The 15,188-nt window shown below is 63.4% G+C and carries 11 protein-coding genes; 6 read left to right on the top strand and 5 right to left on the bottom strand.

Annotation, left to right across the window (positions count from 1 at the left end; all coding sequences use genetic code 11):
* Positions 1-230: 230 nt before the first annotated feature.
* Positions 231-842, top strand: a complete 612-nt coding sequence (locus tag O9K64_RS20385) for a transposase (protein WP_275099951.1) — start codon at positions 231-233, stop codon at positions 840-842.
* 127 nt (positions 843-969) lie between these two features.
* Here the strand turns inward: O9K64_RS20385 and lnt are convergent, their stop codons facing one another.
* From lnt to miaB, 5 genes are read right to left on the bottom strand one after another with little or no spacing between them, the layout of a single operon-like run.
* Entirely contained in the window at positions 970-2,529 is a 1,560-nt protein-coding gene (gene lnt / locus O9K64_RS20380; protein ID WP_275099950.1) for an apolipoprotein N-acyltransferase, read from the bottom strand.
* A 56-nt stretch (positions 2,530-2,585) separates the two neighbouring features.
* Positions 2,586-3,446, bottom strand: a complete 861-nt coding sequence (locus O9K64_RS20375) for an HlyC/CorC family transporter (RefSeq protein WP_275099949.1) — start codon at positions 3,444-3,446, stop codon at positions 2,586-2,588.
* Positions 3,443-3,907 carry an rRNA maturation RNase YbeY gene (ybeY, locus tag O9K64_RS20370; RefSeq protein ID WP_335342326.1) on the bottom strand — a complete coding sequence of 155 codons (465 nt, stop codon included), beginning with the start codon at positions 3,905-3,907 and terminating at the stop codon, positions 3,443-3,445. The genes O9K64_RS20375 and ybeY overlap by 4 nt, the downstream gene beginning before the upstream one ends.
* Complete coding sequence (locus O9K64_RS20365; protein WP_275099948.1) at positions 3,904-4,887, bottom strand: PhoH family protein; 984 nt, start codon at positions 4,885-4,887, stop codon at positions 3,904-3,906. Before O9K64_RS20365 ends, ybeY begins: the two co-directional genes overlap by 4 nt.
* A 26-nt stretch (positions 4,888-4,913) precedes the next feature.
* A complete protein-coding gene (gene miaB / locus O9K64_RS20360) occupies positions 4,914-6,260 on the bottom strand; it encodes a tRNA (N6-isopentenyl adenosine(37)-C2)-methylthiotransferase MiaB (RefSeq protein ID WP_275099947.1) in 1,347 nt (448 codons plus the stop codon).
* Positions 6,261-6,579: 319 nt separating this feature from the next.
* Here miaB and O9K64_RS20355 point away from each other — a divergent pair, with 319 nt between their 5' ends.
* From O9K64_RS20355 to lon, 5 genes are all read left to right on the top strand, one after another.
* Entirely contained in the window at positions 6,580-8,688 is a 2,109-nt protein-coding gene (locus O9K64_RS20355) for a putative bifunctional diguanylate cyclase/phosphodiesterase (protein WP_275099946.1), read from the top strand.
* Between the two features lie 214 nt (positions 8,689-8,902).
* Positions 8,903-10,141, top strand: coding sequence for an ergothioneine biosynthesis protein EgtB (gene egtB / locus O9K64_RS20350; RefSeq protein WP_275099945.1), 1,239 nt, complete (start codon positions 8,903-8,905; stop codon positions 10,139-10,141).
* Complete coding sequence (gene egtD, locus O9K64_RS20345; RefSeq protein WP_275099944.1) at positions 10,141-11,097, top strand: L-histidine N(alpha)-methyltransferase; 957 nt, start codon at positions 10,141-10,143, stop codon at positions 11,095-11,097. The genes egtB and egtD overlap by 1 nt, the downstream gene beginning before the upstream one ends.
* 606 nt (positions 11,098-11,703) lie before the next feature.
* Entirely contained in the window at positions 11,704-12,510 is an 807-nt protein-coding gene (gene rsmA / locus O9K64_RS20340) for a 16S rRNA (adenine(1518)-N(6)/adenine(1519)-N(6))-dimethyltransferase RsmA (RefSeq protein WP_275099943.1), read from the top strand.
* Between the two features lie 92 nt (positions 12,511-12,602).
* Positions 12,603-14,987, top strand: a complete 2,385-nt coding sequence (lon, locus tag O9K64_RS20335; RefSeq protein WP_275099942.1) for an endopeptidase La — start codon at positions 12,603-12,605, stop codon at positions 14,985-14,987.
* The last annotated feature ends 201 nt before the right edge of the window (positions 14,988-15,188 follow it).

The raw sequence follows: 15,188 nt of genomic DNA, 5'->3' as shown, positions 1-15,188 counted from the left end.
AGACCGGGCAACCACAGGGGGTTGCCCCTACGGGTATCCGCGCCTTGATACAAATCTGCCAGGGAGGCATGAACAGATGGATATGACAAAACCCGCCGCCCCATCCTTGTACCCAACCCGCAATTGCGTAGGGGCAGGTCCCCGTGCCTGCCCGGGATCGGGCAACCACGGGGGGTTGCCCCTACGGGTATCCGCACCTTGATACAAATCTGCCAGGGAGGCATGAATAGATGGATATGACAAAACCGAATAGTCCCAAACCCCATCGCCGGTCGCTCCGTCTGCGGGGATACGATTATTCCCAGGCCGGCGCATATTTCGTCACCATTTGCACCCGGGATCGTCTATGCCTGTTTGGCGAGATTGTGGATGGGGTAATGCATTTGAACAGCGCCGGCGAAATGATCCAATCCATCTGGAACGAAATACCGCTCTATTACCCCGGCACCGAGGTCGATAAATGGGTCATCATGCCAAACCATATGCACGGCATTCTGGGTCTCGTAGGGGCAGGCCCCCGTGCCTGCCCGGATCGGGCACCGTCACACGGATCACGGCAACGGTCTGGCCCGGCGAGATTGTCACTTCCCGACCTGGTTCATCGATTCAAAAGCCTGGCAACGAAAAGATACATAGACGGCGTCAAACAATCCGGCTGGCCGCCGTTCCCGGGCCAGTTGTGGCAACGCAATTATTGGGAACGCATCATCCGCGACGAGGCGGAATTGGACCTGACGCGGGAGTATATCCGGAACAACCCGGCACAATGGGAGCTGGATCAGTTATACGTGGGTATTAAAGGGCAACCACGGGGGGTTGCCCCTACGGATCCTGCACCTTGAAACAAATCCGCCAGGGAGGCACGGACAGATGGCTATGACAAGACCCACCGCCCCATCCTTGCACCCAACCCACAAGTGCGTAGGGGCAGGCCCCTGTGCCTGCCCGGGACAGGGCAACCCCTTGATATTATCGGAGGGGTGCACCCCTGTGGCCGCCCTTGAGCAAGGCTACTAAAACCAGAAGACAGGAAAACAGCACCACCGCCCAGTTGCCGACCCGCACATAGGGGGTGGCGCCCTGCATGGGGATGATCTCGCCGCTCAGCACGTGCTGCTGGAAGGCCGGGGAGAATCCCTGCACCTTGCCCTTCGGATCGATCAGGGCGGAGATCCCGGTATTGGTGGAGCGCAGCAGGTAGCGCCCGCTCTCCAGCGCGCGCATGCGGGCCATCTCCAGGTGTTGGCGTGGCGCCAGGGAGTCGCCGAACCAGGCGTCGTTGCTGGCATTGACCAGGAACGCCGCCTGCGGCAGCGCCTCGATCACCTCCTCGCCGAAGGCGTCCTCGTAGCAGATCGAGATCCCGGCGTAGTAGCCGGCCAGGCGCAGCAGCGGGCGCGGTGAATCGCCGGGGGTAAAATCGGACATGGGGATCTGCAGCCACTCGACCAGCGGCCGCAGCCAGCGCTTCAGCGGCATGAACTCGCCGAACGGCACCAGGTGGCGCTTGGCGTAGCTGCCGCGCTGTTGATCCGGGTCCTGGCCCAGGCTCAGCATGGCGTTGTAGTAGGCACCCGTCTCGCCGTCCCACTGGGGTATGCCGATCAGCAGTTCACTGCGGTTGGCCAGCGCCTCCGCCGCCAGGGGCTGCAGCAGCGTCTCTTCCACCTGGTGGGCAAACGCCGGCACCGCCGTCTCCGGCCAGATGATCAGGTCGCTCTGCCACTGCTCGCGGGTCAGCCCGGTATAGAGCGCCAGGGTTGGCCGCAGCGAGTCGCGCTGCCACTTCGCCTCCTGGGCGATATTGCCCTGGATCATACTCACCTGGAGGGGCTCGCCCGCCGGCTCGGTCCACTGCACCTGATGGAGCAGCGCGCCACCGCCCCACAGCAATACCAGGCCGCCGGCCAGCCAGCCACGCCCGCCCAGCCAGCGACGCCCGCCCACCCCGGGCCGCAGCAGGCGGAACAGCAGCGCCACGCTCAGCAGCAGCAACCAACTGACGCCGTAGACCCCGAACAGCGGGGCATAGCCGCCCAGGGGCGAGTCGATCTGTGAGTAGCCGAGCACCAGCCAGGGGAAGCCGGTTAGGATCCAGCCACGCAGCCACTCCCCCAGTACCCAGAGCGAGGGGATCGTCAGCAGCAGGGACCAGTCCCCGCCGCCGCGTCGCCACAGCCGCGCCGTCAGCCAGCCCACCAGCCCGTAATAGAGCGCCAGCGCCAGCACGAACAGCAGGGTCAGGGCGATCGCCGCGGCCGTCCCCAGGTTGCCGAACTGATCGATACTGATGTGCAGCCAGAACACGCCGAAGCCGAGCAGCCCGAGGCCATAGGCCCAGCCGCTCTGGAAACCGGACCGCGGCGAGGCATCGCGCCACAGCCAGAGCAGCAGCAGCGGCCCCGCCAGGGCCAAGGGGTAGAGGGAGAAGGGGGCGAAGCCGAGCACCGACAGGGCACCCGCGGCAAAGGCGGCCGGAAGCCGCCACGGGACACTTCGCGCCAGGCGGTTGCTCGGGCTAACGGGCATGGCAGCTAAAGGAGATCAGGGCGACCACCATATCGATCCCCCAGAAGTCGCCGTGCTTAATGAGCACTGTCCAGTTGTTGCGGCAGCAGGCGAATGTTCAGCAGATGGATGCGCCGGCTGTCGGCGCGCAGTACCTCGAAGCGGAAGCGGTCGATCTCGGCCACCTCGCCGCGTTTCGGCAGGTGCCCCAGGGACTGGGTGACCAGGCCGGCGATGGTGTCGAACTCCTCGTCCGGGAATTGGCTGTCGAAGTAGTCGTTGAACTCGTCGATGGAGGTGCCGGCCTTGGCGGTGTACTCGGTCTCGCTGCGCTTGAGGATGGTGGTCCCCTCATCGAAGTCGTGTTCGTCCTCGATCTCGCCGACGATCTGCTCCAGCACATCCTCGATGGTCACCAGGCCGTCGGCGGCGCCGTACTCGTCCACCACGATGGCCATGTGGCTGCGGCTGGCGCGGAACTCGTTGAGCAGCACGTTGAGCCGCTTGCTGGCCGGCACGAAGACCGCCGCCCGCAGTACGTCGCGAATATCGAAGCGGCGCTTGTGCTCGCCGAAGTAGACCAGCAGGTCCTTGGCCAGCAGGATGCCCTCCACTTCGCCCTTGTCATCACCGATGACCGGGAAGCGCGAGTGGGCGGAGTCGATGACGATGGGGAGGATCGCCTCCAGCGGAGCGTCGCGCTCGATCACCACCATGTGGGCACGCGGGATCATGATATCCCGGACCCGCAGTTCGGAGACCTGCAGCACCCCCTCCATCATGGAGAGCGCTTCGGTATCCAGCAGGGCGCGGCGCTTCGCGTCCCTGAGCAGTTGAATCAGTTGTTCCCGGTTTTCCGGTTCGTTGCCGAAGGCCTGTAACATCTTTTTCAGCCAGGACCTGGACATCGAACCGCTGGTAGTGCCGTCGCTACTCATAGTTCCCTTTCGATTTGGTATGGATCGGAATATCCCAGGGATTCCAGGATCTCCACTTCGAGGCCCTCCATCGTTTCGGCCTCCGGGTCATTAATATGATCAAATCCCAGCAAATGCAACACCCCGTGCACCAGCAGGTGTGCCCAGTGCGCCTCCAGTGGCTTGCCCTGCTCGGCCGCCTCTTCCGCCACCAGCGGGGCACAGATCACCAGGTCGCCCAGCAGATCATTGGCCACCACCGCCGGCGCCTCGAACGGAAACGACAGCACGTTGGTGGGGCTGTCCTTGCCGCGGTACTCCCGATTCAGTTGCCGGCTCTCCTCGCGGTCGACGATGCGCACCACCAGTTCCGCGCGCTCCAGGCGCCCGTGCAGCGCCGCCTCGGCCCAGGCCTGAAACTGCATCGGCCCCGGTATGCCGTCACCCTCCACCACCCGCTGGATCTCCAACAACAGGTTCACAGCTTATCCTTGTTTCTATCAAAATTGTCGTAGGCGCCCACCACCTTCTGTACCAGGGGGTGGCGCACCACATCGCGTGCGTTGAAGAAGGTGAAGCTGATCCCCTCCACATCCTTCAGCACCTCGATCGCCTGGCGCAGCCCGGAGACATGCCCCCGGGGCAGGTCCACCTGGGTCACGTCGCCGGTGATCATGGCGGTCGAGCCGAAGCCGATGCGGGTGAGGAACATCTTCATCTGCTCGGGGGTGGTGTTCTGCGCCTCGTCGAGGATGATGAAGGCGTCGTTCAGGGTGCGCCCGCGCATGTAGGCCAGCGGGGCCACCTCGATCACGTTGCGCTCGATCAGCTTGGCCACCCGCTCGAATCCGAGCATCTCGTAGAGGGCGTCATACAGCGGGCGCAGGTAGGGGTCGATCTTCTGCGACAGGTCGCCCGGCAGAAAGCCGAGCCGCTCGCCCGCCTCCACCGCCGGGCGCACCAGCAGGATGCGCCGTACCTGGTCGCGCTCCAGGGCATCCACCGCGCAGGCCACCGCCAGGTAGGTCTTACCGGTACCGGCCGGGCCGATGCCGAAGTTGAGGTCATGGATCACCGCCTTGTGCAGGTACTCCTGCTGATTGACGCCGCGCGGGCGGATCATGCCGCGCCGGGTCTTGATCACCACCTCGGGGACACTGCTCTTGGCCAGGTCATTGAGCAGGGCATCGATGCCCGACTCCTGCAGGTAAAGATGCACCGCCTCCGGGGTCAGCACCTCATGGCGAGCCTGACTGTAAAGGGCTTGCAGCACCTCGCCGGCGGCGGCGATCGCCTCCGGCTCGCCCAGCAGCTTGAAATGGTTGCCGCGATAGTTGATCTCGATGCCCAGGCGGCGCTCGATCTGGCGCAGGTGTTCATCCAGCTGGCCGCACAGATTGGCCAACAGCTGGTTGTCTTCCGGGGTCAACGACAGATCGAGGTCTTTGGGGTGGTCGGACACGGATGCAGTCCTGGAGGCGGCCTTGCTCATGCGGATTGGGCCAACGCCTCGTCAATGAGCTCCCCGCGCAGGGAGTTGGGCAGGGCCTCGGTGATACGGATTTCCACGAACTCGCCGATCAGCCCCTCGGGACCGTCGAAATTGACCACCCGGTTGTTCTCGGTGCGCCCGGCCAGCTGCCGCCGGTCCTTCTTGGCGTGCCGCTCCACCAGCACCCGCTGCACCGTGCCCACCATGCGCCGGCTGATCTGCCCGGCCATCTCGGTGATGCGCCGCTGCAGCCGCTCCAGGCGTGCCTGCTTCTCCGCCAGCGGCACGTCATCCGGCAGCTCGGCCGCCGGGGTGCCCGGTCGGGCGCTGTAGATGAAGCTGAAGGAGTGATCGAAGCCGATGGTCTCGATCAGGTTCATGGTGTGCTCGAAATCCTGTTCGGTCTCACCGGGGAAGCCGATAATGAAATCGGACGACAGGCTGAGCTCGGGGCGCAGCGCGCGCAGGCGGCGGATCTTGGCCTTGTAGTCGAAGGCGGTGTGGCCGCGCTTCATCATCGCCAGCACCCGGTCGGAGCCGCTCTGTACCGGCAGGTGCAGGTGGCTCACCAGCTCCGGCACCTCGCCGTAGACGGCGATCAGGCTGTCGGAGAACTCCATGGGGTGGGAGGTGGTGAAACGGATACGCTCGATGCCGTCGATGGCCGCCACGTACTGGATCAGCAGCGCCAAGTCGGCCACCGCGCCGTCATCCATCAGGCCGCGGTAGGCATTGACGTTCTGTCCCAGCAGGTTGACCTCGCGCACCCCCTGGGCGGCCAGCGAGGCCACCTCGGCCAGCACGTCGTCGAACGGCCGGCTAATCTCCTCACCCCGGGTGTAGGGCACCACGCAGAAGGTGCAGTACTTGGAGCACCCCTCCATGATGGCGACGAAGGCGCTGGGGCCGTCGGAGCGGGGTTCCGGCAGGCGGTCGAACTTCTCGATCTCGGGGAAGGAGATATCCACCACCGGTACCCGCTCGCGCCGCGCCGTCTCCAGCATCTCCGGCAGGCGGTGCAGGGTCTGGGGACCGAACACCAGGTCCACGTAGGGCGCGCGCTCGCGGATCGCTTCCCCCTCCTGACTGGCGACACAGCCGCCCACGCCGATCACCAGATCGGGGCGCTGCGCCTTCCAGGGGCGCCAGCGGCCCAGCTGGGAGAACACCTTCTCCTGCGCCTTTTCCCGGATCGAGCAGGTGTTGAGGAGTAGCAGATCCGCCTCTTCCGGGCGGTCGGTCAGGGTGTAGCCGTGGGATTCCCTGAGCAGATCCGACATCTTGTCGGAGTCGTACTCGTTCATCTGACAGCCAAAAGTCTTGATATAGAGTTTGCCGGGCATTCGGTTAGTTACAAAAAGGCGCCAAGGGCGCGGTAGCTTACCTTCTATATTAGCGTTTTTCCAGATCATTGGGGGCATTGCTTCAAGCCGGCGCGGAAACCGCCGCTATCAATACCAGAGATTAATACCTAAACTTACCTTTACACGCGGAAATTCCCAGGTTTCGCTTGCTCAGGGGAATGGAGTCAAATATGTGCAAAACCCCGGATTTCAATCCCCACGGCAGTGTCGCGGATTTGACTCCGTCCGCCAATGCAGTAGTTTACAGGGTTATCAGAACAGGGACCCACTGAGTCAGCGGCGCTGGCAGGCATGGACAATGCGCTATAACACCCCTCCTTCAGAGCACGTGCTGGCCCAGCAGATCAGCCTGCTGTACGCCAATGCCATGCCGGCCAACCTGACCGTGGCCGCCATCTCTATCCTGCTCTCCATCAGCCTGTGGGACAAGCTGGAGCATCGGCTGCTGATCGTCTGGAACCTGGCGATGCTCCTCTCCGTCCTGCTGCGTACCTGGCTGGTGGTCCGGCACGGGCTCGCCGAGCAGCGCCACCCGCCGGTGACCTGGGGGCGGCGCTATGTGCTGAGCACCCTGCTGGTGGGCATCGCCTGGGGCAGTCTGACCCCGCTGATGCTCACCTCCGACGACATCTTTGTCCACTTCGTGATCTTTCTGGTGATCTTCGGCACCATCTCGGTGGCGGTGCCGGTCCTCGCCGCGAGGCTGCCCGCCTTCTTCGCCTACGTGCTGCCACAATCGCTTTTTCTGGTGGCGGTGCTGGTCATCCAGAATACCCAGTGGAGTCTGCTGCTGAGCATCGCCAGCCTGATCTACACCGGACTGATCGCCGCCACCAGCCGCAACATGAACCGGCAGATCCGCCGCTCCATCGAACTGGAGACCCACAACCAGTCACTGATCGACGACCTGAGCAGTGAGGTATCGCAACGCCGGGCGGCGCAGGATGCGCTGGAACGGCACAGGACGCAACTGGAAGACCAGGTCGAGCGGCGTACCCGGGAGCTGACCCGTACCAACGAGAGCCTGGAGAAACAGATTACCATCCGCAAACAGGCGGAGAAAAACCTGAAACACCTGGCCCATCACGACACCCTGACCAATCTCCCCAACCGACTGCTGCTGGATGCGCGGATGGAGCACGCCATCACCCATGCCCGACGCAAGCAGCGCCGGCTGGCCCTGCTGTTCCTGGACCTGGATAACTTCAAGCTCATCAACGACAGCCTGGGACACATGACGGGCGACCGCTTGCTGCAGCAGGTCACCCAGCGTCTGCTCTCGATCACCCGGGAAGATGACACCATCGCCCGGCTGGGTGGCGATGAGTTTGTCCTGCTGATGGAGGAGGTGAGGGATACCGCCGACATCATCTCGCTTGCCCAGAAGATCCTCGACAAGCTCAACGAACGTTTCGAGATCAACGGCCAGTCAATTTTCGTCGGCTGCAGCATCGGCATCAGCCTCTACCCGGAGGACGGAGACAGCGCCGAGACCCTGCTGAAGAACGCCGACGCCGCCATGTATCGCACCAAGGACGAAGGGCGCAACAGCTACAACTTCTACACCCGGGAGATGACCGCCTCCGCCTATGACCGGATCACCCTGGAGGGGAGCCTGCGCCGGGCCATCGAGAAGGACGAGCTGACGGTCTACTACCAGCCGCAGAAGTCCCTCGCCACGGGCCGCTATGTGGGCCTGGAGGCGCTGGTGCGCTGGCATCATCCGGAACAGGGCATCCTGCCCCCGGGGCGGTTCCTGCCGGTGGCCGAGACCACCGGACTGATCGTTCCCCTCGGCAACTGGGTACTGAAAAGCGCCTGCCGCCAGATGGTGGAGTGGCAGCGTACCGGCCTGCCGATCGACACCGTTTCGGTCAACCTGGCGGGCAAGCAGATCCGCCGCGACGACCTGGTGGAGAGTATCGCCAGCGCCCTCGACGAGACCGGCTGCCGGCCGGAGTGGCTGGAGCTGGAGGTGACCGAGGGCTTCATCATGAGCGAGCTCCACGCCTCCATCGATGCCCTGCGCCAGCTGCGGGACATGGGGGTAAAACTGGCCATCGATGACTTCGGCACCGGTTATTCATCCCTCAGCTACTTGAAAAAACTGCCCATCAACCGGCTCAAGATCGACCGCTCTTTTGTCCAGGACCTGGCCGATGACAACGACGACGCCGCCATCGTCAAGGCCATCGTCAGCCTGGGCCACAGCCTCCAGTTGGAGATCGTTGCCGAGGGAGTGGAGACCCCGTACCAGGAGAATTATCTGCGCCAGCTGGGTTGTGAAATGGGTCAGGGGTACCTCTACAGCCAGCCGCTGCCGAGCGCGCAGATAGAGGTCCTGGTGCGCAACCACAACCAGCGTCACTCCGCTCAATCACAGCCTACCGTCAGACCGCGGGCCTAGCCCGAAAAAAATAGTTTCGTAGGGCACGTAGTTTCGTAGGGTGGGCACGTAGTCTGTGCCCACCTTGTTGCCCCCGTGCCACACCTTCCGCGTGGGCACAAAAAGCGTGCCCACCCTACCAAGCTGCCCCCGTTCCTCCTTAATCCGATCCACCCGGTGCCGCGGAAAAATTGGGCTATGGTTACAGGAAGGTCGGAGAGCACAGGTATCCGCGATGAGTAGGGAGACGCTACTGGAAGATTACCGCCGTATCAGGGGCTTCAGCGAGCGGCTGTGCCAGCCGCTGGCGGTTGACGATTACCAGATCCAGTCCATCACCGAGACCAGCCCGCCCAAATGGCATCTGGCCCATGTCAGCTGGTTTTTTGAAACCTTTGTCCTGGAGCACTTCAACCCGGACCACGTCCCGTTCGATCCCAACTTCCACTACCTGTTCAACAGCTATTACTACACCGTCGGCGCCATGCACCCACGCCCCAGGCGCGGCCTGCTTTCGCGCCCCACCCTGGAGCGGGTGCTGGCCTACCGCCGCCATGTCGACAGCCGGATGGAGGCGTTGATCGGCGACGCTGAAAGCGCCGAATGGGGGGAGGTCGCGTTCCGCATCACCCTGGGACTGCAGCATGAACAGCAGCACCAGGAACTGCTGCTGATGGATATCAAGCACAACCTGTCGGTCAATCCCGTCAAACCGGCCTACCGGGCGGACCTCAAGGTGCCACCGGGCGAGGCCCCGCCGGTCCGCTGGCTGGCGCAGGAGGGCGGACTGCACTCCATCGGCCACGGCGGCAGCGGCTTCGCCTACGACAACGAGACCCCCCGCCACTCCATACTGATCCACGACCATCGGCTGGCCGACCGGCTGGTGACCAATGCCGAGTACCTGGAGTTCATCGAGGATGGCGGTTATGGCAACCCTGCGCTCTGGCTCGCCGACGGCTGGTTCCGGCTACAGCAGGAGGCGTGGCGGCAGCCGCTGTACTGGGAACAGCGGGATGGCGTCTGGCGGCAGTTCACCCTGGGCGGCGAGCGCCCGCTCAATTCCCATGAACCGGTCTGTCATCTCAGCTTTTACGAGGCCGACGCCTATGCCCGCTGGAGCGGCAAACGCCTGCCCCGGGAGGAGGAGCTGGAGCTGATCCTGGACGAGCAGCCGATCGCGGGCAATTTCGTCGACAGCGATCTGCTGCACCCGGCCCCGGCGGGACCCGGCGGCCAGTGGTACGGTGACCTCTGGGCCTGGACCGCCTCGCCCTACACCGCCTACCCAGGCTTCCGGCCGCTGGCCGGTTCCATGGGCGAGTACAACGGCAAGTTCATGTCCAGCCAGATGGTGTTGCGCGGCGGTTGCTGCGCCACCTCCGCCGCACACATGCGCCCCAGCTACCGTAACTTTTTTTATCCCCATGAACGCTGGATGTTCTCCGGACTGCGCCTGGCAGAGGATGCCTGATGGCCAAGAAAATCACCTTTCACGACCACAAACCGAAGACCCTGAGCCTGCAGGATGCGGTCATCAAGGGGTTCTCGGCCAGCCCCAAGTCGATCCCGCCCAAGTTTTTCTATGATGCGCGCGGCTCGGCGCTGTTTGCCGCGATCTGCGAACAGCCCGAGTACTACCCGCCCAATATCGAACAGGCGATGCTCACCCGCCTGGCCGGCGAGATTGCCGAACTGACCGGCACCGGCCGCGTCGTCTTCGAACCCGGCGCCGGCTCCGCCACCAAGATCCGCTTGCTGCTGGACGCCCTGAAACCGGTCGCCTATGTACCGATGGATATCTCCTGCGAATTCCTCAAGCAGGCCGCCGCCGAGCTGGTCGACGAGTTCCCCTGGTTGCCGGTGCACGCCGCCTGCGTCGACTTCACCCACTCGCTGCCGATACCGGAGACCGTCCCGGCGGGTCCCCGGCTGGCCTTCTTCCCCGGTTCCAGCATCGGCAACTTCTCGCCCCGCGAGGCCTGTGAATTCCTCGCCCTGGTGGGCGACAAGATCGGCCGCGACGGCATGCTGTTGATCGGCGTCGACACCAAAAAGGACCCCGGCATTCTGCATGCCGCCTACAACGACGCCGCCGGGATCACCGCCGCCTTCAATCTCAATCTGCTGCAGCGGATACGCAACGAGGTCGGGGTGGAGTGTGAACCGGAGAACTTTGCACACCGGGCCTTCTACAACCGGGAGCTGGGGCGCATCGAAATGCACCTGGTCAGCCGCTGCCGGCAGACCCTGCGCCTGAACGGTTACTGCTTCGAACTCGGGGCGGGAGAGACCGTCCATACCGAGAACTCCTACAAATATGCGCCGGAGGAGTTCCTGGCCCAGGCCGACCGGGCGGGACTGCGCCAGGTCCGCCACTGGGTCGGGGAGCAGGGCCTGTTCGCCCTCTATCTGCTGGCCGCCGCCTGACACCACCCCCTGGATCGACGAGTCACCGGACGCCCCGAATCTCCCTCCAGCTATTCTAAATATGGCTTTCACATAGCCGTTTAACTCCAGTGTCAGAGTTCAGTTGCCGGAATTCAATCCAGGCGCCGGGCGGGCCGCCCTGAACGACACCTGTGAGTTAAAGCCATATTTAGAATTGCTGATTTCCCTGGGTGCAATCGAAAGTGTTGGTCAGTAGTACTGTAGGGTGGATAAGCTTGCGCATCCACCGTAGCAATGGTGGATGCGCCTACCGGCTTATCCACCCTACGGGCTGAATCCGTAAATAACCGTTTTTTTCGGTTGCCAAATAAGCTGACCAACACTTTCGATTGCACCCGACTTCCCTCTCCCCACCGACAGCCAGGCGCTTCTGGTGGTATGATCGCGAAACGATCGGCATTCCGCCCGATAGCAACAACAGATCACGATGAGCATGAAAAATTGGCAGGAGAGACCATTTTCACAGCCGCAGGCCGCACGCCAGGGTGCGGCACAGGGATGTGCCCACCGCATGAAAAATTGGCAGGAGAGACCATTTTCACGGCCGCAGGCCGCCCGTCAGGGTGCGGCACAGGGATGTGCCGCATGAACTCCAGACCACCCCATCAGGCCAAGAAGCGTTTCGGCCAGAACTTCCTGCACGATCCCGGCGTGATCCAGCGCATCATCGCCAGCATCCATCCAAGGCCGGACGAGCACCTGGTGGAGATCGGTCCGGGTCATGGTGCCATCACCCGGGAGCTGCTGAAACGCTGTGGCCGGCTGGACGCGGTGGAACTGGACCGGGATCTGATCCACCCCCTGGCGGTCAGCTGCGCCGGGCTGGGCGAACTGAATATCTATAACAGCGATGCGCTCAAATTCGATTTCGCGTCGCTGGCCGGCGATGGCCGCCCGCTGCGGCTGGTGGGCAATCTGCCCTACAACATCTCGACCCCGATCCTGTTCCACCTGCTGCAGTTTGCCGACATCATCCGCGACATGCACTTCATGCTGCAGAAAGAGGTGGTGCAACGGATGGCCGCCGGGCCGGGCGGCAAGACCTATGGCCGCCTGTCGGTGATGATGCAGGCGTGGTGCGAGGTGGAGGCCCTGTTCGAGATCGGCCCCGGCGCCTTCAAGCCGGCACCCAAGGTGGACTCGGCCATCGTGCGGCTGATCCCCCACGCGCAGCCGCCCCACGTCATCGACGACCCGGCGCACTTCTCCCGCCTGGTCACCAGCGCCTTTTCCCAGCGCCGCAAGACCCTGCGCAACAGCCTCGGCAAACTGATGGACGCCGAGCTGATCGGTGCCGCCGGAATCGATCCGTCACTGCGGGCGGAACGGCTCTCCCTGGCCGATTTCGTGCGCCTCTCCAACCTGGCTTGTAAAACCGCACCACCAGCCTGATATAACCTATCTGGACAGGTACACCCCAGAGATGAAAAAAACAGCCGGCCCGGCCTACCCGGCAAATATAAAAACGAGAGTGGATTAGAAGCATGAATGACGACGCCATCAACGCCGACACCCTGGACATCATCACCGACCATGTACTGGCCCGTCAGGGAGACGTCCTCCCGGGTGTGATCCACCTGCTGCCGGTGACCACCCGCCCGTTCTTCCCCGGACAGGCCGTGCCGCTGCTGATGAACGACGAGCATTGGGAAGAGACCATCAGCGCCGCGCATGAATCCAGCCAGTCGATTCTCGGTATCGTCATGACCGATGCCACCACCTCGGAAGAGGCGGTGCCGAGCGACTTCCGCTACATCGGCACCGCCTGCAAGATCCACCGCGTGCAGAAGGTGGAGGGCCGCCTGCAGGTGCTGGTGGAGTGTCTGCAGCGCTTCCGGATCGATCATTTTGTCTCCCGTAGCGCCCCGTTCAAGGCCCAGGTCCACTACTTCACCGAAGAGTCCTCGGCACCCAGCGACGAGATCAAGGCCTATGCCATGGCGGTCATCAACACCATCAAGGAGCTGGTGCCGCTGAATCCGCTGTATGGCGAGGAGTTGCGCATCTTCCTTGACCGGCTGGGACCGGATGACCCCTCCCACCTGGCCGATTTTGCCGCCAGCCTCACCACCGCCGACCGCTTCCAGCTGCAGGAGGTGCTGCAGGAGGTCGACCTGCTGCCGCGCATGGAAAAGGTGCTGCTGCTGCTCAACAAGGAGCTGGAGCTGGCCAAGGCGCAGAACGAGATCCGCAAGACGGTCGAGGACAAGATCAACACCCATCAGCGGGAGTTTTTCCTGCGTGAACAGCTCAAGGCGATCCAGCAGGAGCTGGGGTTGGAGAAGGATGACCGCACCGCCGAACTGGAGAAATTCAGAGAGCGCCTGGAGCAGCTGGTGCTGCCGGATACGGCGGGGAAGCGACTGGACGAGGAGATGCAGAAGCTCGCCATTCTGGAAACCGGCTCACCGGAGTACGCCCTGACGCGCAACTATATCGACTGGATCACCCTGCTGCCGTGGGGCAGACACAGCCCGGACAAGCTCGACCTGGGCGCGGCGCGCAAGGCGCTGGACAAGGACCATTACGGACTGGACGACGTCAAGAAACGCATCCTGGAGTTCCTCGCCGTGGGCATGATGAAAGGCGAGGTCAGCGGCTCCATCATCCTGCTGGTGGGCCCGCCGGGCGTGGGCAAGACCTCCATCGGCAAATCGATCGCCGACGCCCTGGGACGCACCTTCTTCCGCTTCTCGGTCGGCGGCATGCGCGACGAGGCGGAGATCAAGGGCCACCGGCGCACCTACATCGGCGCCATGCCGGGCAAATTCATCCAGGCGATGAAGGAGGCGGAGACCGCCAACCCGGTGATCATGCTGGATGAGATCGACAAGATCGGCGCCTCCTTCCAGGGCGACCCCGCCTCGGCCCTGCTGGAGGCGCTGGACCCGGAACAGAACAGCGACTTTCTCGACCACTACCTGGACCTGCGTTTCGACCTCTCCAAGGTGCTGTTTGTCTGCACCGCCAATCAGCTCGATACCATCCCCGCCCCGCTGCGCGATCGCATGGAGATCATCCCGCTCTCCGGCTATATCGCCCAGGAGAAGCTGCAGATCGCCCGTAAGTACCTGCTGCCCCGGCAATTGCGCCGGGCCGGCCTGAAACGCAACCAGCTGAAGCTCAACACCGTGGCCCTGAAGTCGATCATCGAGGGCTATGCCCGGGATGCCGGGGTGCGGCGCCTGGAGAAGCAGATCGGCAAGATCGTGCGCAAGGCGGTGGTCAAGATCCTGGACCGGGAGCCGACCCCGATTGTCGTGGAAGAGGCGGATCTGAAGGAGTACCTGGGCAGCCCGATCTTCCGCGACGAGCGCAACCTGACCGGTCCGGGGGTGGTTACCGGGCTGGCCTGGACCGCCATGGGCGGGGCGACCCTGAGCATCGAGGCCGCCCGCACCCACAGCTATACCCGGGGCTTCAAGCTGACCGGCCAGTTGGGTGACGTGATGCGCGAGTCGGCCGAGATCGCCTACGGTTACGTGATGGCCAATGCCGCCCGCCTGGGGGCCGACCCGGAATTTTTCGAAAAGGGCTTCATCCACCTGCACGTACCGGCCGGCGCCACGCCCAAGGACGGCCCCAGCGCCGGCATCACCATTGCCTCGGCGCTACTGTCGCTGGCGCGCAATCAGCCGGTGCGACATCTCGCCATGACCGGCGAACTCACCCTGACCGGCCATGTCTTCCCGATCGGCGGAGTGCGGGAGAAGATGATTGCCGCACGCCGTGCCCGCATCCGCGAGCTGATCCTGCCGGAGGAGAACCGGGGCGAGTATGACGAGGTACCCGAGCATATCCGCAAAGGGATCAAGGTTCACTTCGCCTGCGGCTTTGACGACGTCGCACCGCTGTTGTTCAAGAAATGACCGGATGCCCCACCAGCTCCAGCTCGGGTCGAACATCGCTTGAAGATTTACCGGAGGGGTCGGAGGCAAATTGGATGGACATTGTCGTGCGAACGGCCGCATTTCCCTGATTAAATTTGACTCCGATCCCTGAGTGACGAAGTCGCCCCTGCTGTTTAAAAAATGATCATTGCGCGGCAGTTAATCCAGATCAATAACAGC

The organism is Sedimenticola hydrogenitrophicus, assembly GCF_029017505.1.
GTDB classification, from domain to species: Bacteria; Pseudomonadota; Gammaproteobacteria; order Chromatiales; family Chromatiaceae; genus Sedimenticola; species Sedimenticola hydrogenitrophicus_A.
The sequence above is the reverse complement of the archived record's forward strand: the minus strand, read 5'-3'. Positions and strand labels throughout refer to the sequence as shown.

Coding starts and splice junctions, on each gene's coding strand:
- O9K64_RS20355 (WP_275099946.1), top strand. CDS start 6,580: ATGCGCTATAACACCCCTCCTTCAGAGCACGTGCTGGCCCAGCAGATC.
- O9K64_RS20375 (WP_275099949.1), bottom strand. CDS start 3,446: ATGAGTAGCGACGGCACTACCAGCGGTTCGATGTCCAGGTCCTGGCTG.
- egtD (WP_275099944.1), top strand. CDS start 10,141: ATGGCCAAGAAAATCACCTTTCACGACCACAAACCGAAGACCCTGAGC.
- miaB (WP_275099947.1), bottom strand. CDS start 6,260: ATGCCCGGCAAACTCTATATCAAGACTTTTGGCTGTCAGATGAACGAG.
- rsmA (WP_275099943.1), top strand. CDS start 11,704: ATGAACTCCAGACCACCCCATCAGGCCAAGAAGCGTTTCGGCCAGAAC.
- lnt (WP_275099950.1), bottom strand. CDS start 2,529: ATGCCCGTTAGCCCGAGCAACCGCCTGGCGCGAAGTGTCCCGTGGCGG.
- lon (WP_275099942.1), top strand. CDS start 12,603: ATGAATGACGACGCCATCAACGCCGACACCCTGGACATCATCACCGAC.
- O9K64_RS20385 (WP_275099951.1), top strand. CDS start 231: ATGGATATGACAAAACCGAATAGTCCCAAACCCCATCGCCGGTCGCTC.
- egtB (WP_275099945.1), top strand. CDS start 8,903: ATGAGTAGGGAGACGCTACTGGAAGATTACCGCCGTATCAGGGGCTTC.